We start from the raw sequence: 20,438 nt of genomic DNA on the forward strand, positions 1-20,438 counted from the left end.
TTCCATATCCAGGGAGCCACTCATGCTGAAAGCCATTGCCATCATCGCCGTCGTCCTCGCCGTCGGCATAGCCGCGGTCCTCGTCTTCGCCTTGACAAAACCCGACACTTTCCGCGTCGAGCGCTCGCTCGCCGTGAAGGCGCCGGCCGATGCGATTTATCCGCACGTTGCCGATTTCCATTTCTGGATGAGCTGGTCGCCCTATGAGGATCGCGACCCCGGCATGAAGCGGACCTTCGGCAGAACCGCGTCAGGCAAGGGCGCGACCTATGCCTGGGACGGCAACAATAATGTCGGCGCCGGGCATATGGAAATCCTCGAGGCGAGCACGCCGTCGAAGCTTCGGATCAAGCTCGACTTCGAGCGCCCGTTCGAAGGCCACAACACCGCCGAGTTCACCTTTGTGCCGCAAGGCGATGCCACATTGGTCACATGGGCGATGTACGGTCCGGCGCCGTTCATGTCCAAGGTGATGCAGGTGTTCATCAATATGGACAACATGATCGGCAAGGACTTCGAGGCCGGCCTCGCCAGCTTGAAGAAGCTCACCGAGAAGTAGCAAGGCTTGCTGCCCCAAGGAGCAGCCAAGGAGCTGCCAAGGAATCGCCAAGAAAACGAAGAGGAGAGAAACGATGATCAATGCCTATCTGTTCTATCAGGACACCTGCGAAGCGGCGTTCAACTTCTACGCCAAGGTTTTGGGCGGCAAGATCGACGCCATGATGCGGTCATCGGAAGCGCCGCCGGACATGCCCGCCACGCCCGGCCGCGAGAAGATGATCATGCATGCGCGGATGTCGCTGCCCGACGGCAGCGTGCTGATGGCCTCCGACGCGCCACCCGAGCATTTTCAGAAAGCCCAGGGCTTTTCGGTCTCGCTCACGGTCACGGACCCCGCGGATGGCGAGCGCAAGTTCAACGCGCTCGCCGACGGCGGCACCGTCACCATGCCCTTCAGCAAGACGTTCTGGGCCAAGGGCTTTGGCATGTGCGTCGACAAGTTCGGCATTCCCTGGATGGTGAACTGCCCGGCCGAGGGCATGTGACGGGCGCGTCGGCCTGACACGCCAAGCCGCGATCCCACTCCCGTTGTTACGGGAGTGGGTCACTCATGCCGTTGTCATGTCACACGGCTGATCGCCGCGTGCTCGCTCACCGGAGCGATCCGGTCGCATCATCGCTTGGCGGCAGCGATTCAACGCAGCGAGGGCAGATCACGAGTTTCGTGCCAAGCTGCCTGTCGTTCTCCGCCTCGATTTCGTCATGGACCACCCACCACGCCTCGGAGAACGGGCGCAACGTGCCGAGCACTCTTTCCCGCTCCTGATTGGGATTGTCCTGCGTAGGCGCCGGGTTCGCGGCGCGCCGCTTTGTGACAGAGGAGCGGTGAGGGGCCTGGTTCGGATCCCGGCCGAGGCCGTCCCATGCGATCGGTCGGCGCTCCTGCGCCGGCGCCGCCGCGCATCCGAGGAGCGCTGCGCAAAAAGTGAGCAAGACGAAGCCGTGACGCAGCATGCCGGACCCTTGGTGCGGTACGCGACACGCAAACTCCGCATGCGGAGCCTTGCGTCGCGCCGGTTAAATGGAACCTAAGGGAAACGACGTGGCCGCCATGGCCCAATATGGAATCGTGCTCTCGCATCACATTGCGAGAGCAGTGAGGCCGCTTCGTGAAATCATGCGGATCGCATCGCACAACAACTGGCGAAATATTAGGCTGTAAACTCCACGACAGAATCGCTAATAATTTCTTCATAAATTCTACAAACTGGGGTGGGCGTAACTTGGGAAGGGAGCGACCGATGGCAGCGGCGCTACAAATCAATTTTGCACTTTGGGGTATGCTCATCTGCGCGACCATGGAATTGGCGCAGACCATCCAGAGGCTCTACTAGGCCCGACGAAATGCGTGACCGGCGCAATTTCGCCGTCGCGCTTGCCTGCTAGCTCACCAGCAACGCGATGAGCGTGAAGCTGACGCTCGCGATCACGATCATCGAGAGGATGTAGTTGCGCGGCCGCGCCGTTCGCGCACGCGGCTGTCTCCGCCGCTGGAGTGGCTCGCTCGTCTGCCATGCGAGCTCCGACGGCGCGAGCGCAGCCTCTGCGCCCGAGCCGATATATTTCACATAGAGCTCGAGCAGCCGCAGCTCGGACGGCAGGTCCATCAGACCCTCGCGGTGGCGCCGCGACAGCAATTCGAATTCGACGGTTTCCTGGGAGCTCAACTGGCCAAGGACAATGCGTCCCTGGTCCGACAGGCGGTAGTGAAAATCGATGGGCTGCACGGCCTGCGACCGGTTTGAAAATGTGTAATCTTGAAAAAGCGAAACCATCCTAGTCTGTGACCACTGCTGAGATTATGACGGCCCTGCAGCCATCGTGACCCGAGCGGCCCCAATCTGGACGGGACCATCATAGACGGTCGGGAAAGGCCGCAAACCGCGTAAATTGGGCAGGCATTGCCAAGCGGTTGAGCGGATTTCGTGTCCGGATCGTCGGAATTTTGCAAAACTGCCTAATCGCCGGACAGCGGCGGATGCAACCGGTCACATCGCTGGCGGCCGCCTGTTGCTCAGCGGCAGCGTGGATAGATCGCCGCAAGGTCGCGGCCCTTCAGCAAAAGCAATCTGGACGAGAGGCCACCGTGCCGGCTGATCCAGTCGCGCACCGGGCCGGGATAGGCCTGCAGCACCGCGTCGGAGGCTTCGGGCTCGGCATAAAAACGCCCACGGCGGTCGACCGAACGCGCCGCGTGGAAGCCGAGTACCGCGCGTTTGGTGACGCAGATGCGCTCGCCCGGCACGATGCTGAGCACCAGCGTGCAGGCGGACAGGCACGGACCGTCGATCACCACGCGCTCGCCGCTCTCGCGCACCTGCTCGAACAGGTCGAGGAACGGCCCGACCTCTCCGCCCGGCGACTGGATGATGCGGATTTCGGCCATGGCGGGGGTGGTGGTAAAGAGCGCAGATGCGAGCATCCAGGCACCCACAAAGTACATGCGTCGCATGGAGCTCTCCACTAACTCGATCCCGTAGGGTGGGCAAAGCGTAGCGTGCCCACCAATGGCATCGCAAATCTGGAGGGAAGGTGGGCGCGGCGCTTGCGCGCCTTTGCCCACCCTACGACGTTCACCCGTTCCGCCGTTCGCCGCGCAGCGTCGGCAGGCCGATGCCAGCCGCATCGAAGCCGCCATCGACGGCCAAAATTTGGCCGGTGATGTAGCTCGATCGTTCCGAGCACAGGAAATAGATCGCTTCGGCGAGTTCCTCCTCCAGGCCGTAGCGGTTGAGCGGAATGGCGTCGTGATAGTCAGCGCGGATCTCCCTGCTGTGCACCTGCTTCGCCATCGCGGTGTCGACCGGCCCCGGCGCGACCGCGTTGACGCGGATGTTGAGCGAGGCGAGTTCGACCGCGAGTTGCTTGGTCAGGTGCGCAAGGCCCGCCTTGCTGGTGCCATAGGCCGAACGCAGGGTCGAGGCGCGCACCGCCGAGATCGAGGTGACGTTGACGATGGCGCCGCCGCCTTGCTCGCGCATCAGCGGCGCGGCCGCCTTGGTGCACAGGAACGGGCCGGTGAGATTGACCGCCATGATCCTGTTCCAATCGGCGTCGCTTGTCTCCAGCACTGGCGCGAACACGGCGACGCCGGCGTTGTTGACGAGAGCATCGAGCCGACCGAAGCGGCTCATGACCGCCGCCATTGCAGCTCCCACGGCGGCTGCGTCGGACACGTCGCAGGTGATTGCCAGCGTGTTATCGGGATTCTTCAGGGCCGCCGCTGCGGCTGCCTGCAACTCCCCTTCGATATCGAGCAGCGCGACGCGCCACCCTTCGGCCAGGAATTTCTTGGCCGTCGCCAGCCCGATGCCTCGCGCGGCTCCGGTGACGAGGGCGACGTTTTGTGGGGCCTGCGGCATTTGCTAGTCTGTCCTGTGTTCGAAAGGGGCGCGCTCGAGCGCCGGCTCCTTTTACTTCGCTTTCGTCCCGGCAAGAAGGGCTCCAGGCCATGCTCATCGATTCCGGCACGATCCCGCTCGAGGAATGGCGGCCAGGTGTGAAGACCCGCATGGTCACATCCGCGCGCAACGGCGCGACCGCGCTCTGCATCTTCGAGCAATGGGTCGATCCCGGCGCCGGCGCGCCGACGCACAGCCACACGGTCGAGGAGGTGCTCACCGTGCGGGCGGGCGAGGCGGAGATGTGGATCGAAGCCCGGCGTATCACGATGACGGCCGGACAGGTGCTGCTGGTTCCCGCCGGCCGCAAGCACGGTTTCCGCAATTCGGGAGCGACCATGCTGCATGTGCATGCGGTGTTAGCCTCACCGGTCTTCGAGATGCTGCCGGACGGGGCGAGTGAAGCGACGCGACGCTGGGAGCGCTAGGGTAAGGGCGTCGGTCTCTCTCTCCGTCACCCCCAGGGTGGCCGCTTCTTCAGCGGCCTCGAAGGATGACGGGGATAGTGATAAAGCGAGAGCTTACGCCAGCTCCGCCGATGCGCGCTGCATGTTCGACGACATGTCGGAGGTCACGATGCTCTGCTCCTCGACCGCGGCTGCGGTGGAGGCGATGAACTCGTTGACGCCGGCGATCGCGGCCTTGATCGCGGTGAGCGAACTCGCAACGTCGCCCGAGATGGTGTTCAGCGCGTCGATTTCGGAGGTAATCGTGTCGGTGGCCTGCTTGGCCTGGCTGGCGAGGTTCTTCACCTCGGAGGCGACCACGGCAAAGCCGCGGCCCGCTTCGCCCGCCCGCGCCGATTCGATCGTGGCGTTGAGCGCAAGCAGGTTGATCTGACTGGTGATGCCCGAAATCATCTCGACGATGCCGCTCATGGCCTGGGCCGCCGCCGTCAACTTCTGGGCCTGGCCGTCCGCGGCCTCGACCCTGGTGGTCGCGACCTTGGAGGTCTCGCGCGATTTCGCCATGGTCTCGGAGATCTCGCGGATCGAGGCGCTCATCTGCTCGCTGCCGGCCGCGACCGCCTCGATCAGCCCGCGCGCATTGTCTGCCTTCTTGCGGCCGATCGCCTGCGCGGTGATGTCGGTGGCGTATTTGACCACCTTGTAGGGTTTTCCGTTGAGATCCAGAATCGGATTGTAGGACGCCTGGATCCAGATCTCGCGGCCGCCCCTGGCGATCCGCTTGTATTCGGCGGCCTGGTATTCGCCGCGGTTGAGCCTCTCCCAGAAATGGCGGTAGGCCGCCGAATTCTTCTCGTTCGGCTCGACGAACATGGAATGGTGCTGGCCCTTGATCTCGGCCAGCGAATAGCCCACCGCCTTGAGAAAATTCTCGTTGGCGGTGCGGATCGTGCCGTCCATGTTGAACTCGATCACCGCCTGCGACTTCTGGATCGCGGCGAGCTGGCCGTCATTGTCGGCGGCCTTCATCTTCTGCGCGGTGATGTCGGTTGCGAACTTCACCACCTTGAACGGTTTGGCGGTCTCGTCGAGGATCGGGTTGTAGGTCGCGAGAATCCAGATCTCCTTAGCCCCCTTGCCGAGTCGCTTGTACTCGGCCGCCTCGAACTCCCCGCGGTTGAGCCTGGCCCAGAATGCGGCATAGGCCGAACTCGCGCGGTCCTCGGGCGTCACGAACATGCTGTGATGCTTGCCCCTGATCTCGTCGAGCGAATAGCCCATCGCGCCCAGGAAGTTCTCGTTGGCGGTGACGATGGTGCCGTCCATGTTGAACTCGATCACGGCCTGCGCGCGGTTGATCGCGGCGATCTTGCCGGAGTCTTCCATGGTCTTGATCTTGTACGCCGTGATGTCGGTGGCGAACTTGATGAAGCTGACCACCTTGCCGTTCTTGTCCAGCAACGGGGCGTAGGAGGCATGAACCCAGACTTCCTTGCCGTTCTTGCCGAAGCGCTTGTATTGCGTGGTCTGGAATTCGCCGCGGTTCAGGCTGGCCCAGAAGTCGCGGTAGCGGGCGCTCTCGCGCTCAGTCGGGCTGACGAAGATGCTGTGATGCTTGCCCTTGATCTCGGCGAGCGAATAGCCGCTCATTTTCAGAAGGTTCTCGTTGGCATCGAGGATGGTGCCGTCGAGATCGAATTCGATGACGGCCTGCGAGCGATCGAGGGCGTCGACTTCCGCGAGCGCGTGCTGGATCCTGGCCTTGCTGTTGAAATTGAACACTTGAAGGTCCCCGGAATGGTTCAACTATGCGTCGGCCCAGCTGCAATTGGCCTTCTCGAAAAAGTTGCATGCACGCGTTGATCAACTGTAAACCCTTGCAGCAAGCTGCGCGGTCTCCGTAGTTCCGCGTGCGCTGGCCATGTTGTTCTGCTTTCGAAGATTCTCGTCCTATATGCACGGCGGTGGACATAGTCGGTCCGTACTCGTACGGACCCGCCTCGCGATATTTTCGCATCGTCTCTGTTGAAATTCGGCAAGCAATGTCGGGGCACGCGTTCGTGCATCGTCTTCAAGAGGATCTTCTCTGCGGAGACCATCAATGCCTGACGACCGCGAGCGCCTGATTCGAGACCTCTTCGCAGCCTATCTCGGCAACGACCGGCAACGGGTCGCCGACGCACTGGCCGACGATTTCCGCTTCACCAGTCCGTTCGACGACGACCTCGACAAGGCGGCCTATTTCGAGCGCTGCTGGAAGGACACCGGCTGGATCGCGCGGCACGACATCGAGCGGGTTTTCGTCCGGGGCGACGAGGCCTTCGTCACCTATCTCTGTCTGGGGACAGATGGCAGAAGCTTTCGCAACACGGAGTTCTTCACCTTTTCCGGTGGCAAGGTCCGCCGCATCGACGTCTATTTCGGCGCTGCCCGGAAGGATGGGCGTTTCCTGCCAAAGCCGCGCTAGCGGCCGGCGCAATGACCTCTGGAATAATTTTCATCACCTTGTCGGTTCCGTAAAGGTTGGTTCGTCTTAGAGGTAAGGGTGGGCGGCCCGGACCGCCGCTCCCGTCCTTCCGGGGGTGGCGCCGCGCCGCGCAAACCCGAAACGACAAAGCAAGCAAGGACTGCTCATGCGATTCATGATGCTGATGATTCCGCTCGGCTACGAGACCGCGCCGCCGGACGTGCAACTCGATCCCGAACGCGTCGCCGCGATGATGCGCTACAATGAGGCGCTGAAGGATGCCGGCGTGCTGATCACGCTCGACGGTCTGCACCCGCCGTCGATGGGCGCGCGCGTCTCGTTCGCGACCGGCGAGCCCATCGTGACCGACGGCCCGTTCGCCGAAGCCAAGGAAGTTCTGGGCGGCTACTGGATGATCGAGGTTGCTTCGCGCGAGGAGGCGATCGCCTGGGCGAAGAAGTGCCCGGCCTCCGCCAATGAAGTCATCGAGATCCGGCAGGTGCAGGAGATGGCCGACTTTCCGCCGGAGGTGCAGGCAGCCGCCGCCGGTTTCGACGATCTGAAGACGTAGCCGAGACGGCCGCGGATCAACTCGCGGCTCGTCAATCCATCATCCATCAACAAAGGAGAGAACCAATGAGCACCGATACCTATCTCGCCGTTTTCCTCGGCAGCAAGACCAGCCCGCAATGGGCCGCATGGAACGCGATGTCCGAGACCGCGCGGAAGGCGAAGGAGCAGGAGGGCATGGCGGCCTGGAAAGGCTGGGTCGAGAAGCATCAAGGCGCGATCCAGGCCATGGGCGGCCCTCTCGGCAAGACCAAGAAGGTCGACGGCAAGGGCGTCGCCGACATCGCCAACGAGATGGGCGCCTTCACCGTGGTCCGCGCTGCGTCCCATGAGGCCGCAGCCAAGATGTTCGAGAACCACCCGCACTTCGCGATCTTCCCCGGCGAACGCGTCGAGATCATGCCGGTGCTGCCGATTCCCGGCGGCTAGGCCGTGTCATTCCGGGGGCGCGCACACGCGAGCCCGGAAATCTCGAGATTCCGGGTTCGGCTCGTCGAGCAGCCCCGGGTCGAGCCGCCCCCGGAATGACGAGTTGGCCGGTTAATCAAATCCGGCCTGCGCTAGTGACTTCACGCCCGGCTCATGTAAAAGCTGTTCACATGAGCTGGCGTAAGGACCAGGGCCGCACCGAGCGCGGCTATCACCACGGCAATCTGAAGGAAGCCCTGTTGCAGGCTGCCCTCGGGCTGATCGCCGAGAAGGGCGCGGCCGGCTTCACCTTTGCCGATGCCGCGCGCATGGCCGGCGTCAGCGCGGCGGCGCCTTACCGGCATTTCCGCGACCGCGAGGAGTTGCTGTCCTCGATCGCGCAGCGCGGCTTCGAGCAGTTCGAGCAGCGCCTGACCGCGGCCTGGGACGACGGGCGCCCGGATACGGTCTCGGCGTTCGAGCGCGTCGGCAAGGCCTATCTCGCCTTTGCCCGCGAGGAGCCTGCCTTCTACAACGCGATGTTCGAATCAGGCGTGCCGGTCGATTCAAATCCGGCCCTGCAGGCTGCCAGTGAACGCGCCTTCAACATCATTCGCGCAGCCGCCGAACGGCTTGCGGCGCTGGCGCCGCCCGGCACGCCGCGGCCACCGGCCATGATGATGGCGCTGCACATCTGGTCGATGGCCCACGGCGTGGCCTCGCTGTTCTCACGCGGCGACGCCGCGCGGCGAAAACTGCCGATGTCGCCGGATGACCTGCTTGAAGCCGAGGTGCTGATCTATCTGCGCGGCCTCGGCTTCCCGACCGACCGCCGTCCGCCGGCACGAAGCGCCGAGCCGCCGCCGGTGCCACCGGAGGCATCCTCCGGTTCTGGCCTGCCGCCCGGCGGCCCCTGGGGCAAGCCGAAATAAAATTGCGCAAATAATTCGGCGACCCTGTCGGGCGGCCGACTTGACAAAATCGCGGGATGGTCTAGCTATGTAAATGTTATTTACATTCACAACGGCGCTGGTGCCGTGATGGAGATGGAAATGGCCTACACCGCTGATGTCAATCGATGGCGCGGTTCCTCTGACGAACGCTATGAGCGCCCCCACATGCTCGATACGCCCTGGCATCCCGGCTGGATCGCCGTGACCATCCTCGGCTTCATCATCTGGTGGCCGATCGGACTTGCCCTTCTCTTTTTCACACTCGGGAGCAGAAAAATGGGTTGCTGGAGCCACCAGGATCGCTGGCAGAACAAGATGGAGCGGATGCAGTACAAGATGGACCGCATGCGCGGCCGCATGGAGCGCCGTGGTTTCGGCTTCGGCTTCGGCCCGCCCTCGAGCGGCAACCGTGCCTTCGACGAATACCGCACCGAGACGCTGCAGCGGCTTGAGGAAGAGCAGGTCGAGTTCAGGAATTTCCTCGACCGTCTGCGTCACGCCAAGGACAAGGAAGAGTTCGACCAGTTCATGGCGCAGCACAAGACGCGCCCGACCCCGCCGCCGACCGACCAGCCGCAAGGCTGATCTAAAAAGGCTGATCTAAAACGGCTGATCCGGGGTCTGCCTCTCAGAGCCTTCAGGCGCATGCCCCCAAAGTCCTGATGGCCCCGAGCCGCCCGCCTGCGCAACCCGCAGGCGGGCGGTTTGGTTTTTGGGGGACCAGAACCAACCGCCGACGATCCGACACCAAGACTTGCGCGTGCCACCTCAATCCGCCGCGCTGCTGGACGACGCGCATCATGGACCTCTACACCCGCCTGCTGCTTGCCGTGACCGCCCTGGCGGTGTTGGGCTACATCGGCTTGGTCTATGGCGGCTGCGCGTCTGATCCCGATTGCCATTTTCGCCTCTGCGCCGGCGGGCGTGCGTTCTGCGGCGTTGATCACGTACATGTGCAGGACCGGTAGAACCCGATCCGCGCCGGGCCCGACCAAGCCCTGACGGCGCATCTCCCGCGGCGCCAACGGGCCCGACCATGACCAACGCCGAACGCAAAGAGATCAGCCAGAGCATCGCGCTCCTCGAGCGCGCCTCGGCGCTGTTCGACCGGTTCGGAAACATCGTGCCGGTGGCAATCGCGTTCCTCAATGGATGGCCGACGGAAGTCCAGCTCTATCCGCAGTGGCAGCTCGGCGAATCCTGGCGGTTCTTTCTCAGCCTTTATCTCTATTGGTGCGCCTCGTACGCACTCAGCCGCGCGGTCTCGTTTGCAAAGGGGAGCATCGCCCCATGATCCTGCTCCGCGATGTCGCGCTCTTCATCCTGCCGATCCTGATCGCGGCGGGCGGCTGGCTCTACGCGCTCAGCCTGCGCAAGCGGGCCCGGCCCGGTCTTGAGGGCGAAAGCAAGCGTGTCCCGGCGGCGTGACTGGCGCCCCGACCCGGACCGCCTATATTCGCCTTCACAAGAGTGGGCGGACCGGAGGCGACAATGGCGGAAGCTGCGATCACGGCGAGCGACGGCCTCTGGCGACAGATCCGCAGCGAGACGCGGCGCGCGGCTGATGCAGACCCCGTGTTCGGCAAAGCCCTTGCGCGTGCCATTCTCGCTCACGATGATTTTGCCGCCGCTTTGGCCGATTTGATCGGGCAGCGGCTCGGCAGCGGCACCACCGGGCGCACGCGCTTCACGTCCTATTCCCGCGACGCCTTTCAAGGCGAGCCAGACCTGATCGAAACCGCCAGCCGGGATCTGCAGGCCATCGCATTGCGCGATCCCGCCATCACCGACCTGCTGCCACCGCTGCTGCATTACAAGGGCTATGTCGCGCTGCAAGCCTGGCGCGTCTCGAACTGGCTCTGGCGTCATGACCATCGCGACGCGGCGCTGCTGTTTCAGAACGAGGCGTCCAACCTGCTGCAGATCAGCATTCATCCGGCCGCATCCATTGGATCGTCCGTCTATCTCGACCACGCCACCGGCATCGTGATTGGTGCGAATGTGGTGATCGGTGACGAGGTCACCATCCTCCAGAGCGTCAGCATCGGCCGTCGCGGTGAATTGCCGACGCGCTCGCCGCGCATCGGCCGCGGTGTCTACATCGGCGGCGGCGCGACCATTCTCGGTGACATCAATATCGGCGATTTCGCAAAGATCGGCGCCGGAGCTGTTGTGACCGGTGACGTGCCCGCCGGCTGCACCGCGATCGGCAATCCCGCGCGATTGACCAATTGCCCCGAACCTGCCTCGGCGGCTTGACCCCATCAACCTTCGGAGAGTTGCAATGAAGACGGCAATCGTGATCGGCGTTGGTCCGGACCGCGGGCTCGGGGCCCGGCTTTGCAAGCGTTTTGCGGCCGATGGGCTCAAGGTGATCGTCGCGGGCCGGACGCTGTCTGCCTTGCAGGCCGTTGTCGACGACATCACGAAGGCGGGCGGCGCAGCCATGCCCTTCGTTGCCGATGCGACCAGGGAGGGGGACATCGTCGCGCTGTTCGATGCCGCCGGCGACAACCTCGACCTCGCCATCTACAACGCCGGCAACAACACGCCCGGCAAGATCATCGAGATGGAGGCCGACTATTTCGAGAACGCCTGGCGCGTAGTCTGCTTCGGTGGCTTCCTGTTCGGCCGCGAGGCGGTGCGGCGCATGGTGCCGAAGAAGACCGGCACGCTGCTGTTCACCGGCGCCAGTGCCTCGCTGCGCGGACGCTCCGGCTACGGCGCCTTCAACTCGTCCAAGGCCGGCCTGCGCACGCTGGCGCAGGCGATGGCGAAGGAATACGCGAGCGACGGCATCCATGTCGGCCATGTCGTGGTCGACGGCGCGATCGCCGGCGACAAGATCTTTTCACGATTCCCGGATGCGGCCGGCCGCGAGGACAGCCTGATCGACATCGATGGCATCGTCGATGCCTTCGCCTTCCTCTATCGCCAGCCCGAGCGCGCCTGGTCGTTCGAGCTCGATGTACGGACCTCGAAGGAGAAATGGTGAGGGGCGCTACTGCCGAGCAGAGCTCCTGTAAGGTGGGCACCGCGCTTTGCGCCTTTGCCCACCCTACGCGTTCTCTCAATACCCTGCCGCCAGCCCACTGTTTCGGCGTGGATCGTTCGCACCGTAGTAACGATTATTGCCGACTTGCTCGCCGTTCAGCGACGGCGCGCCGACGATGATGACCGCGAGATGGTTGGCCGGTTGCGGTGGTCCGAATTTGTGGCCCATGCCTTCCAGGATCTTGCGCGTGTCCGGTGACAGCGCATAGTCCTCGACATTGGTCATATCAGGCAGCCATTGCTGGTGGATGCGTGGCATGTCGACGGCCTCCTGCGCGTTCATGCCGTAGTCGATCGCATTGATCATGGTCTGCAGGACCGCCGTGATGATGCGGCTGCCGCCGGGCGTGCCCACCACCATGACGGTCTTGCCGTCCTTGGTGACGATGGTCGGGCTCATCGAAGACAGCGGTCGCTTGCCCGGAGCGATGGAATTCGCCTCACCCTGCACCAGGCCATACAGGTTCGGCACCCCGACCTTGGCCGTGAAGTCGTCCATCTCGTCGTTCAGCAGCACGCCGGTCTTGGCCGCCGTCACCTTGGCGCCGAACCAATCGTTCAGCGTGTACGTCACCGATACCGCGTTGCCGTCCTTGTCCGCGATTGAATAGTGCGTGGTGTTGCTGCCCTCGTGCGGCGCGACGCCCGGCTTGATGTCCTTGGAGATCCCGGCCTTGTTCGGATCGATCACGGCGCGGATCTTGGTTGCGTAATTCTTGTCGAGGAGGCGGTCGAGCGGATTCTTCACGAAATCCGGATCGCCGAGATAGCTGTTGCGGTCCACGTAAGCATGCCGCATGGCCTCGATCTGCACGTGCACGGCCTGCGCGGAATGGTAGCCCAGCTCCTTCAGAGGGTAGCCCTCCAGGATATTTAGGATCTCGCAGATGACGACGCCGCCCGAGCTCGGTGGCGGCGCGGAAATCACGTGATAGCCGCGATAGTCGCATTCGACAGGTGCGAGCTCGCGCGTCTTGTAGCCGTCGAGGTCGTCCTGCGTCAGCAGGCCCTTGCCGGCCTGGCTCGATGCCACGATGGCGCTGCCGACCCAGCCCTTGTAGAAGCCGTCGGTGCCCTTGCTGCTGATCTCGCGCAGGGTTTTCGCCAGTTCGGATTGCAGCAGTCGATCGCCCACGCCGAACGGCTGGCCGTTGTTGAGGAAGATCGCGCTCGATGCTGGATCGTCCTTGAAATCGTCGGTTGCCGAGCGCAGCAGGTCGATGTCCCCCTGGTCGAGTACAAATCCCTGTTCGGCGAACTGGATCGCGGGAGCGAGCAGGTCGGCGCGCTTCATGGTGCCGTATTTTTCGCGCGCATATTCCATGCCCGAGACGGAGCCTGGCACACCCACAGCCAGATGCCCCTTGGTCGAGATGCCCTTGATGACGTTGCCGTCCTTGTCGAGATACATATTGGCCGTCGCCGCCTTGGGCGCGGTCTCGCGGAAATCGAGGAAGGTCTTGCGGCCGTCGGCGAGCTGGATCGTCATGAAGCCGCCACCACCGAGATTGCCGGCGGCCGGATAGACGACGGCCAAGGCATAACCGACGGCCACAGCGGCATCGACGGCATTGCCGCCGCGCTTCAGCACATCGACACCCACCTGGGTCGCCAGATGCTGCGCGGACACCACCATGCCGTTTTGCGCGGCGACCGGCGCGACCGACGCCGCGTGCGCGGGGTCAAAGGCCGTGAGGCAGATCGATACGATCGCGGCGTTCAGCCACCGCAGGCGTGTTCCCGCATTTTGCACGGCTTGCTCCCTTGGCGAGGCCGGCTGTCCCGGCCCTTGTTGATCTATGCAAGCGCAGACTATCAGGCGGAATCCGTCGGGCAAATCGGCCGCTGATGGCAGCGGTGTTCGAACGGTCAGCGTAAGAAATCGGGTGCCCGCACGGAGCACACTGCGCTCCCCCCTTGCGGGGGAGAGCGGGTGCCCAGGAAAAGGTGCTCGTTGCGTGTGTTCGATTTCGGTGGGAGCCCCCGTGTGGTACCCCTCTCCCTGGCCCTCCCCCGCAAGGGGGGAGGGAACCGACCTCGCCAGTGGACCCGGCTCCGATCCGTCGCCGCCATGTCCCGCGGCAAAGCGGCCAACCGCTTGCGCTGCCTACCTTTCCGGCAGCCAAATTCGGCCGTGGTAACCGCACGTTAACCATCGGCGGGCTCTGGTAATTGCGGACAGTCGTGCCCGGAGCCGTGCTCAAGGCCCATAGTTTTGACATCTTGGCAGGGAATGCAGACGGCCGGCTTTGGACGAGCCCCTGCACCCCAGAAAGACAAGGCTTTGAGCGGGCTTGCCGGCCGCGCCGGTGCTAGCGCGGCTGTTGGGGAACCGGCAGCCATTTGCTGGCCGGAGAGGTCAGGTAAATGATCGCCTTGAGAGGATACTGCTTATGAATCCGGCCGACGTGGCTCAGTCAGCCCTTCCGGTTGCCGCTTCCGCGGACGTGTCGCTGATTGCGCTGTTCTGGCAGGCTCACTGGATCGTGAAAGCGGTGATGCTGGGGCTTCTCGCCTGCTCGGTCTGGGTCTGGGCCATCGCGATCGACAAGATCTTTCTTTACGCACGCACCCGCCGCTCGATGGACCGGTTCGAGCAGGCCTTCTGGTCCGGCGAGTCGATCGAGGAGCTTTATCGCACGCTCTCGGCCAAGCCGACGCATTCCATGGCGGCCTGCTTCGTCGCCGCCATGCGCGAGTGGAAGCGTTCCTTCGAGAGCCACGCCCGCTCGGTCGCGGGCCTTCAGATGCGCATCGACAAGGTGATGAACGTCTCGATCGCCCGCGAGGTCGAGCGGCTGGAACGCCGGCTGCTGGTGCTCGCTACCGTCGGCTCCGCCGGCCCCTTTGTCGGCCTGTTCGGCACGGTCTGGGGCATCATGTCGAGCTTCCAGTCGATCGCGGCATCGAAAAATACCTCCCTGGCGGTGGTCGCGCCGGGCATCGCGGAAGCGCTGTTTGCGACCGCCGTCGGCCTTATCGCCGCCATTCCTGCCACTATTTTCTACAATAAGTTCACTTCCGAGGTGAACCGGCAGGCCCAGCGGCTCGAAGGTTTCGCCGATGAATTTTCCGCCATTCTGTCGCGTCAGATCGACGAGCGGGGCTGACGGACGGCATGTATAGTGTGAGGGGCAATTTGGGCACTCGATCATGGCGATGAACGTAGCTAGTTCGTCCGGAGGCGGCGGGCGCCGCGGCCGGCGCAAGCCCGTCGTGGCCGAGATCAACGTCACGCCGATGGTGGACGTGATGCTGGTGCTGCTCATCATCTTCATGGTGTCGGCGCCGATGTTGACGGTCGGCGTGCCGCTCGACCTGCCGCAGACCCAGGCCAAGAGCCTCGAAAACAACGACCAGAAGCCAATCCAGATGTCGGTCGACATCAAGGGCAAGGTGTTCATCAATGACGCAGAGATCGCGATCAACGAGCTGATCCCGAAGCTGAAGGCGATCACGGACGCGCGCGGCGGGCTCGAGGAGCGCATCTATCTGCGCGCGGACAAGAAGGCGGATTACGGAACGGTGGCCAAGGTCATGGGCCTGTTGTCCGGCGCGGGCTTCAAGAAGCTGGCGCTCGTGACCGAGGCGGATCAGGGGTAAACCGGTGAAGGTGAACGTCGACAAGACACTCGTTGCGTCGATTGCCCTCCACGTCCTCGTGCTTGGATGGGGACTGGTCACCTTTAGCAGCAAGGCCTTTGTCGCGGAAGAGTCGCTTCCAATCGACATCATCTCCACCGATCAGCTTGCGCAGATGATGTCGGGGCAGAAGACCGGCAAAAAGGAAGAGCCGAAGCCCAAGGTCGAGAAGATCGCCGAGGCCAAGCCCGAGGAAGATGCGGTCGGCAAGGTCACCGAGAAGAAAGAGCTGATCAAGACCAACTCGACGCCCGAGCCGCCGCCGAAACCCGTCGAGAAGCCGGTCGAGAAGAAGCCCGAGCCGCCGAAGCCCGTCGCCGAGGCGAAGCCGAAGGAAGAGCCGAAGCCGCAGGAAAAGAAGCCTGATCCGGCCAAGGAAGATCCGATCGCCGAGCTCCAGAAGAAGCTGGAAACCAAGAAGCCTCCGCCGAAGCCCGTCGAGCAGAAGGTCGCGGCGGTGCAGCCGCAGCAGCAACCGAAGCCCAAGGAGCGCAGCTTCGATCCCGCGCAGATCCAGCGCGACCTCGACAAGCGCGCGGCGACCCGGCACGAGCTCTCCGGCGCGGCGCTGAATGCGTCGGCTGCGCTGGGATCGACGACCGGGACTGCTGCCAACAACGTTGCGACGTGGGGAGGCGCGTTCACGAATGCGGTCCGGCGCTGCTTCACGCCCACCTATAACGGGCAAGACGCCGAGCAATACGAGGCTGACATCGATATCCCGATGAAAATCGACGGCTCGCTTGCGTCCGAGCCGGTTATCGTCGCGGTTCGCGGCCCGTCTCGGTCGATTGCTCAGGCGGTGGCGGAGAGCGCCAAGCGCGCCATCGTGCAGTGTCAGGTCTATTCGTTCCTGCCGAAGCAGCAGTATGACACTTGGAAGACCATTCCGATGCGCTTCGGCCTGAAAGATATGTTGTGACATCCGAACAAAAGAATTTTGCGATGAATGACGTCCTATCGATGAACCGCCGCCGCTTCATGACACTGACAGGATCGGCGCTCGCGACGCTCGGGGGCGGACATGCCCTGGCCCAGGGCCAAAAGCGGCTTGAACTCAATCCAACCGAGTTTCGGCCGATCCCGATCGCGATCTCCAACTTCGTGCCGGGCTCGCCCGCCGACGGCGACGTCAGCAACGGCGTCACCCAGGTCATCACCAACAATCTGAAGCGGTCGGGCCTGTTCGCACCGATCGACCAGGCAGCTTTCATCGAGCGCATCAGCAACATCGACGTCGCGCCGCAATTCCAGAACTGGAAGACCATCAACGCGCAGGCCCTTGTCACCGGCCGCATGACGCGGGGGCAGGACGGAAGGCTCAAGGCGGAATTCCGCCTGTGGGACGTCATCACGGGCCAGCAGCTTGCGGGCCAGCAATATTTCACCTCGCCGGAATATTGGCGCCGTATCGCCCACATCATCTCCGACCAGATCTATGAGCAGATGACCGGCGAAAAGGGCTATTTCGACAGCCGTGTGGTGTTCGTGGACGAGACCGGCCCAAAGGAGCGTCGCGTCAAGCGGCTCGCGATGATGGACCAGGACGGCGCCAATGTGCGCTATCTGACCCGCGGCTCCGACCTTGTGCTGACGCCGCGCTTCTCGCCGAACTCGCAAGAGATCACCTACATGGAGTTCGGCCAGGGCGATCCGAAGGTCTATCTCTTCAACATCGAGACCGGCCAGCGCGAGATCGTCGGCAATTTCCCCGGCATGACCTTCGCGCCGCGCTTCTCGCCGGACGGCCAGCGCGTCATCATGAGCTTGCAGCAGGGCGGCAATTCGAACCTGTTCGTGATGGATCTGCGCTCGCGCTCGACCACGCGCCTCACCGACACGCCGGCGATCGATACCTCTCCGTCTTACTCACCGGACGGCACCCGCATCTGCTTCGAATCCGATCGCGGCGGCAGGTCGCAGATCTATGTGATGGCGGCGGGCGGGGGAGCTGCGCAGCGCATCTCCTTCTCCAAGGACGACACCAACGCCACCTATTCGACGCCGGTGTGGTCGCCGCGTGGCGATTACATCGCCTTCACCAGGCAGGGCGGCGGGCAGTTCTCGATCGGCGTCATGAAGCCGGACGGCTCCGGCGAGCGTCTGCTCACCTCGGGCTATCACAACGAAGGGCCGACCTTCTCGCCGAACGGCCGCGTGCTGATGTTCTTCCGCGATCCCGGCGGCAGCGGCGGGCCGTCGCTGTTCTCCGTCGACATCTCCGGCCGCAACGAGCTCAAGGTGCCGACGCCGGGCTTCGCCTCCGACCCGGCATGGTCGCCGCTGCTGTCCTCGACACCCGGCTAGAGCGCCTGCGAGCGAAGCGGATACAGGTTCGCGTGAAACATCGGGGCTAAGACATTGCGCGTTCAGACGCGCGATGTTTTCGAAAAAACATGCCGATTTTTTCGGGGTTTGGTGCGGGACGCAAGCTTTCCTTCACCTTGTGCCCGGCAACGCTTGCCTAGTTGCTTGATATTTCAGCGGAAACATGTTCGCTATTGCCGAAAAACAACTCGACTTTAACGATGTTCCCTCAGAAAGGCTTCATCAGGTCTGGGTAAAAGTACGCGCCAAACAGGACGCGTAACAAGCCGATGCAGCTGGCCGACCAGAAGCAGAGCGATCGAGACGAGCTGGAGCCGATACTCTACGCCGCTCTCATCAACTCTATGGTGCAGAATTTCTGGGCGATTTTCCTGGGCTCGGCCTCCGCGGCCGTGGCCGCGGTCATGACTGCGCTGAAGACAGGCGATGTCTGGCTGTGGCCGCTCGCATTTCTGCTGATCGCGATCGGCACCGCGCGCGCGTTCCAGATGCGCGGATACGAAAACCGTACGCACCCACTGTCGTTCGAGGAAGCCAAGCACCTGGAGCCGCGCTACTGGCTCGGCGCGCTCAGCTATGCGGCGGTGCTCGGCCTGTGGTCCTTCGTCGTCATCTACAACAATGACGATCCGATTGCCGACATGCTCTGTGTCGCCATCGGCATCGGCTACACCGCGGGCGGCGCCGCCCGCAATTACGGCCAGCCCCGGGTGATCCAGTGGCACGTCGCGCTCGCCTGCGCACCGATGTCGCTCGCGCTGCTGCTGCATGGCGGCTTCTACCACATCGGGCTCGCCGTCCTGCTCGTGTTCTTCTTCGTCGGGCTGAAGAACATCAATCTCAGCCTGCATGCGATCTTCGTCAAGGCGCTGACCTCGAGCTTTCGTGAGTCAGCGCTGGCAAGCCAGTTCGACACCGCGCTCAACAACATGCCGCATGGCCTGTGCATGTTTCGCGCCGACGGCCGCCTTGCGGTGATGAACCATCGCTTCGGCGAGCTGATGGCGTTGCCCGAAGATCTGGTCAAGCGTGGCGCCACCGCTGCCGACATCGTATCGGCCTGTATCGCCGCCGGCTCCATCTCGGCGGAGAGCGGCAAGCAGATCCTGGCCGAGATCGAGCATGCGCGGATCTGCGAGATCGTCACCACCGACCCGGATTCCTCGCGCGGCCGCGCGCTCGCCTGGACGTTCCAGCCGATGACCGGCGGCGGCACGGTGCTACTGCTGGAAGACATCACCGAGCGTACCAACGCGGAAGCCCGGATCACCCATCTCGCCCGCTATGACGAGCTCACGGCGCTGCCCAACCGGGTCTCGTTCCGCGACGAAATCGAACGGTTGCTGGCGATCTCGCACGACGCCGAGCGTCTCTCCGCGCTGCTGTTCGTCGATCTCGACCAGTTCAAGCAGGTCAACGACACGCTCGGCCATCCCTGCGGCGACCAGCTCCTGTGCGCGGTCGCCAACCGCCTGCGCGAGATGCTGCGTCCTGAGGATTTCGTCGCCCGCTTCGGCGGCGACGAGTTCGTCGTATTCCAGCAGAACATCAGCTCGGCCGAGGATGCCGCGAGCCTCGCCCGCCGCATCGTCGAACGCCTGAGCGAGCGCTATCGCATCGACAATCATTTGGTCGAGATCGGCGCCAGCGTCGGCATCGCGCTGACCTCGCCGGACGGCGACGTCAGGGCCGACACGCTGCTCAAGAACGCCGACATGGCGCTCTACCGCGCCAAGGCTGACGGCCGCGGCACCTTCTGCTTCTTCCGCGACGAGATGGCGGCCACCGTCGAGGCCCGCCGCATTCTCGAGCTCGACCTGCGCAAGGCGCTGGCCAACGAGGAGTTCGAGCTGTTCTACCAGCCGCTGGTCAATCTGAAGTCCGGCAAGATCACGACCTGCGAGGCGCTGCTGCGCTGGAATCATCCGGTGCGCGGCACGGTCTCGCCGGTCGACATCATCCCGGTCGCCGAAGACATGGGGCTGATCGTCGATCTCGGCCGCTGGATCCTGCGCCGCGCCTGCATGGAATGCATGAAGTGGCCCGACGGCGTCAGCGTCGCCGTCAACTTCTCGCCGCAGCAATTCCACCAGCGCGACGTGCTCAGCGAAATCCGCTACGCGCTCGAGGTCTCGGGGCTGCCGGCCCACCGGCTGGAGATCGAGATCACGGAGTCCTCGCTGCTTCGTAACACCCAGCTCACCCACGACACGCTGTCGCAACTGCATGCGCTCGGCGTGCGCATCTCGCTCGACGATTTCGGCACCGGCTATTCCAGCCTCAGCTATCTGCACAATTTCCCGATGCAGAAGGTGAAGATCGACCGCTCCTTCCTCGAGGGCATCGACACCGACCGGCCGCTGACGCTGCTGCGTGGCGTGGCGCGGCTGTCGGCCGACCTCGGCATGGCGGTGGTGGTCGAGGGCATCGAGACCAACGAGCAGCTCGAGCTGATCAGCGCCGACGGCACCGTCTCCGAGGCGCAAGGCTATCTGTTCAGCCGTCCGGTGCCCGCCGTGCGGATGCGACAGCTCCTCAACGCCTCGCATGGGCGGCGCGGCGAGGGCCTGCTCCAGGTTGTCAGCTCACGCTCCTTCGCCTGAGTCCACATCCAGAAATTGCACGTCGTTTCAGGCAGTTGCTGAAC

Annotated in this window: 24 protein-coding genes; 18 read left to right on the top strand and 6 right to left on the bottom strand. The window is 63.6% G+C overall.

The window, feature by feature from the left end; all coding sequences use genetic code 11:
* The first annotated feature begins 22 nt into the window (after nt 1-22).
* Both ABIB95_RS22750 and ABIB95_RS22755 read left to right on the top strand, forming a co-directional pair.
* Nucleotides 23-559 carry an SRPBCC family protein gene (locus ABIB95_RS22750; protein WP_063981081.1) on the top strand — a complete coding sequence of 179 codons (537 nt, stop codon included), beginning with the start codon at nt 23-25 and terminating at the stop codon, nt 557-559.
* A 73-nt stretch (nt 560-632) separates the two neighbouring features.
* Nucleotides 633-1,046 (top strand): VOC family protein, encoded by a 414-nt coding sequence (locus ABIB95_RS22755; protein ID WP_354242328.1) that lies wholly within the window; start codon nt 633-635, stop codon nt 1,044-1,046.
* 106 nt (nt 1,047-1,152) lie between these two features.
* On the opposite strand, the gene ABIB95_RS22760 is transcribed toward ABIB95_RS22755, so the two are convergent.
* The 4 genes from ABIB95_RS22760 to ABIB95_RS22775 all read right to left on the bottom strand — a co-directional run bounded on the left by ABIB95_RS22760 (nt 1,153) and on the right by ABIB95_RS22775 (nt 3,923).
* Nucleotides 1,153-1,515: a hypothetical protein gene (locus ABIB95_RS22760; protein ID WP_354242331.1), complete on the bottom strand. Its 363-nt coding sequence runs from the start codon at nt 1,513-1,515 to the stop codon at nt 1,153-1,155.
* Between the two features lie 428 nt (nt 1,516-1,943).
* Nucleotides 1,944-2,288, bottom strand: coding sequence for a hypothetical protein (locus tag ABIB95_RS22765; RefSeq protein ID WP_354242333.1), 345 nt, complete (start codon nt 2,286-2,288; stop codon nt 1,944-1,946).
* A gap of 287 nt (nt 2,289-2,575) precedes the next feature.
* Nucleotides 2,576-3,004: a hypothetical protein gene (locus tag ABIB95_RS22770; RefSeq protein ID WP_502917858.1), complete on the bottom strand. Its 429-nt coding sequence runs from the start codon at nt 3,002-3,004 to the stop codon at nt 2,576-2,578.
* A 130-nt stretch (nt 3,005-3,134) separates the two neighbouring features.
* Nucleotides 3,135-3,923 carry an SDR family NAD(P)-dependent oxidoreductase gene (locus ABIB95_RS22775; protein ID WP_166079991.1) on the bottom strand — a complete coding sequence of 263 codons (789 nt, stop codon included), beginning with the start codon at nt 3,921-3,923 and terminating at the stop codon, nt 3,135-3,137.
* A gap of 89 nt (nt 3,924-4,012) precedes the next feature.
* Between ABIB95_RS22775 and ABIB95_RS22780 the strand changes: the two genes are divergently transcribed.
* Entirely contained in the window at nt 4,013-4,390 is a 378-nt protein-coding gene (locus ABIB95_RS22780; RefSeq protein WP_354242338.1) for a cupin domain-containing protein, read from the top strand.
* 93 nt (nt 4,391-4,483) lie between these two features.
* Here ABIB95_RS22780 and ABIB95_RS22785 read toward each other — a convergent pair whose 3' ends face one another.
* Nucleotides 4,484-6,151 carry a methyl-accepting chemotaxis protein gene (locus ABIB95_RS22785; protein WP_354242341.1) on the bottom strand — a complete coding sequence of 556 codons (1,668 nt, stop codon included), beginning with the start codon at nt 6,149-6,151 and terminating at the stop codon, nt 4,484-4,486.
* Between the two features lie 319 nt (nt 6,152-6,470).
* Here ABIB95_RS22785 and ABIB95_RS22790 point away from each other — a divergent pair, with 319 nt between their 5' ends.
* The 10 genes from ABIB95_RS22790 (at nt 6,471) to ABIB95_RS22835 (ending at nt 11,762) form a co-directional block, all read left to right on the top strand.
* Nucleotides 6,471-6,836 carry a nuclear transport factor 2 family protein gene (locus ABIB95_RS22790; protein ID WP_354242344.1) on the top strand — a complete coding sequence of 122 codons (366 nt, stop codon included), beginning with the start codon at nt 6,471-6,473 and terminating at the stop codon, nt 6,834-6,836.
* A gap of 166 nt (nt 6,837-7,002) precedes the next feature.
* Nucleotides 7,003-7,407: a YciI family protein gene (locus tag ABIB95_RS22795; protein WP_028152208.1), complete on the top strand. Its 405-nt coding sequence runs from the start codon at nt 7,003-7,005 to the stop codon at nt 7,405-7,407.
* Between the two features lie 65 nt (nt 7,408-7,472).
* On the top strand, nt 7,473-7,835 hold the full coding sequence (locus ABIB95_RS22800) for a YciI family protein (protein ID WP_063981089.1): 363 nt from the start codon (nt 7,473-7,475) through the stop codon (nt 7,833-7,835).
* Between the two features lie 170 nt (nt 7,836-8,005).
* Nucleotides 8,006-8,746: a TetR/AcrR family transcriptional regulator gene (locus tag ABIB95_RS22805; RefSeq protein ID WP_071909737.1), complete on the top strand. Its 741-nt coding sequence runs from the start codon at nt 8,006-8,008 to the stop codon at nt 8,744-8,746.
* 120 nt (nt 8,747-8,866) lie between these two features.
* On the top strand, nt 8,867-9,352 hold the full coding sequence (locus ABIB95_RS22810) for a DUF2852 domain-containing protein (protein WP_028152211.1): 486 nt from the start codon (nt 8,867-8,869) through the stop codon (nt 9,350-9,352).
* 215 nt (nt 9,353-9,567) lie between these two features.
* The gene (locus tag ABIB95_RS22815; protein WP_155257986.1) at nt 9,568-9,735 is read left to right on the top strand and encodes a hypothetical protein; all 168 of its coding nucleotides are present in this window, start codon (nt 9,568-9,570) and stop codon (nt 9,733-9,735) included.
* 68 nt (nt 9,736-9,803) lie between these two features.
* Nucleotides 9,804-10,061, top strand: a complete 258-nt coding sequence (locus ABIB95_RS22820) for a hypothetical protein (RefSeq protein ID WP_354242348.1) — start codon at nt 9,804-9,806, stop codon at nt 10,059-10,061.
* Nucleotides 10,058-10,195, top strand: coding sequence for a hypothetical protein (locus ABIB95_RS22825; protein ID WP_354242350.1), 138 nt, complete (start codon nt 10,058-10,060; stop codon nt 10,193-10,195). The genes ABIB95_RS22820 and ABIB95_RS22825 overlap by 4 nt, the downstream gene beginning before the upstream one ends.
* A gap of 63 nt (nt 10,196-10,258) precedes the next feature.
* Complete coding sequence (locus ABIB95_RS22830) at nt 10,259-11,026, top strand: serine acetyltransferase domain-containing protein (RefSeq protein WP_354242352.1); 768 nt, start codon at nt 10,259-10,261, stop codon at nt 11,024-11,026.
* A gap of 25 nt (nt 11,027-11,051) precedes the next feature.
* Nucleotides 11,052-11,762 (top strand): SDR family NAD(P)-dependent oxidoreductase, encoded by a 711-nt coding sequence (locus ABIB95_RS22835; protein WP_354242355.1) that lies wholly within the window; start codon nt 11,052-11,054, stop codon nt 11,760-11,762.
* A 75-nt stretch (nt 11,763-11,837) separates the two neighbouring features.
* On the opposite strand, the gene ggt is transcribed toward ABIB95_RS22835, so the two are convergent.
* Nucleotides 11,838-13,574 carry a gamma-glutamyltransferase gene (gene ggt / locus ABIB95_RS22840; protein ID WP_354242358.1) on the bottom strand — a complete coding sequence of 579 codons (1,737 nt, stop codon included), beginning with the start codon at nt 13,572-13,574 and terminating at the stop codon, nt 11,838-11,840.
* Between the two features lie 640 nt (nt 13,575-14,214).
* On the opposite strand from ggt, the gene tolQ reads away from it, so the two are divergent.
* The 5 genes from tolQ to ABIB95_RS22865 all read left to right on the top strand — a co-directional run bounded on the left by tolQ (nt 14,215) and on the right by ABIB95_RS22865 (nt 20,394).
* Nucleotides 14,215-14,931, top strand: coding sequence for a protein TolQ (gene tolQ, locus ABIB95_RS22845; RefSeq protein WP_014492404.1), 717 nt, complete (start codon nt 14,215-14,217; stop codon nt 14,929-14,931).
* A gap of 43 nt (nt 14,932-14,974) precedes the next feature.
* Nucleotides 14,975-15,424, top strand: a complete 450-nt coding sequence (gene tolR, locus ABIB95_RS22850; protein WP_028152217.1) for a protein TolR — start codon at nt 14,975-14,977, stop codon at nt 15,422-15,424.
* A gap of 4 nt (nt 15,425-15,428) precedes the next feature.
* A complete protein-coding gene (gene tolA / locus ABIB95_RS22855) occupies nt 15,429-16,385 on the top strand; it encodes a cell envelope integrity protein TolA (protein ID WP_166080000.1) in 957 nt (318 codons plus the stop codon).
* A 41-nt stretch (nt 16,386-16,426) separates the two neighbouring features.
* The gene (gene tolB, locus ABIB95_RS22860) at nt 16,427-17,770 is read left to right on the top strand and encodes a Tol-Pal system beta propeller repeat protein TolB (RefSeq protein ID WP_502917859.1); all 1,344 of its coding nucleotides are present in this window, start codon (nt 16,427-16,429) and stop codon (nt 17,768-17,770) included.
* A 290-nt stretch (nt 17,771-18,060) separates the two neighbouring features.
* A complete protein-coding gene (locus ABIB95_RS22865; RefSeq protein WP_028152220.1) occupies nt 18,061-20,394 on the top strand; it encodes a putative bifunctional diguanylate cyclase/phosphodiesterase in 2,334 nt (777 codons plus the stop codon).
* Nucleotides 20,395-20,438: the final 44 nt, after the last annotated feature.

Source organism: Bradyrhizobium sp. LA2.1 (genome assembly GCF_040547725.1).
Classification (GTDB): Bacteria; Pseudomonadota; Alphaproteobacteria; order Rhizobiales; family Xanthobacteraceae; genus Bradyrhizobium; species Bradyrhizobium barranii.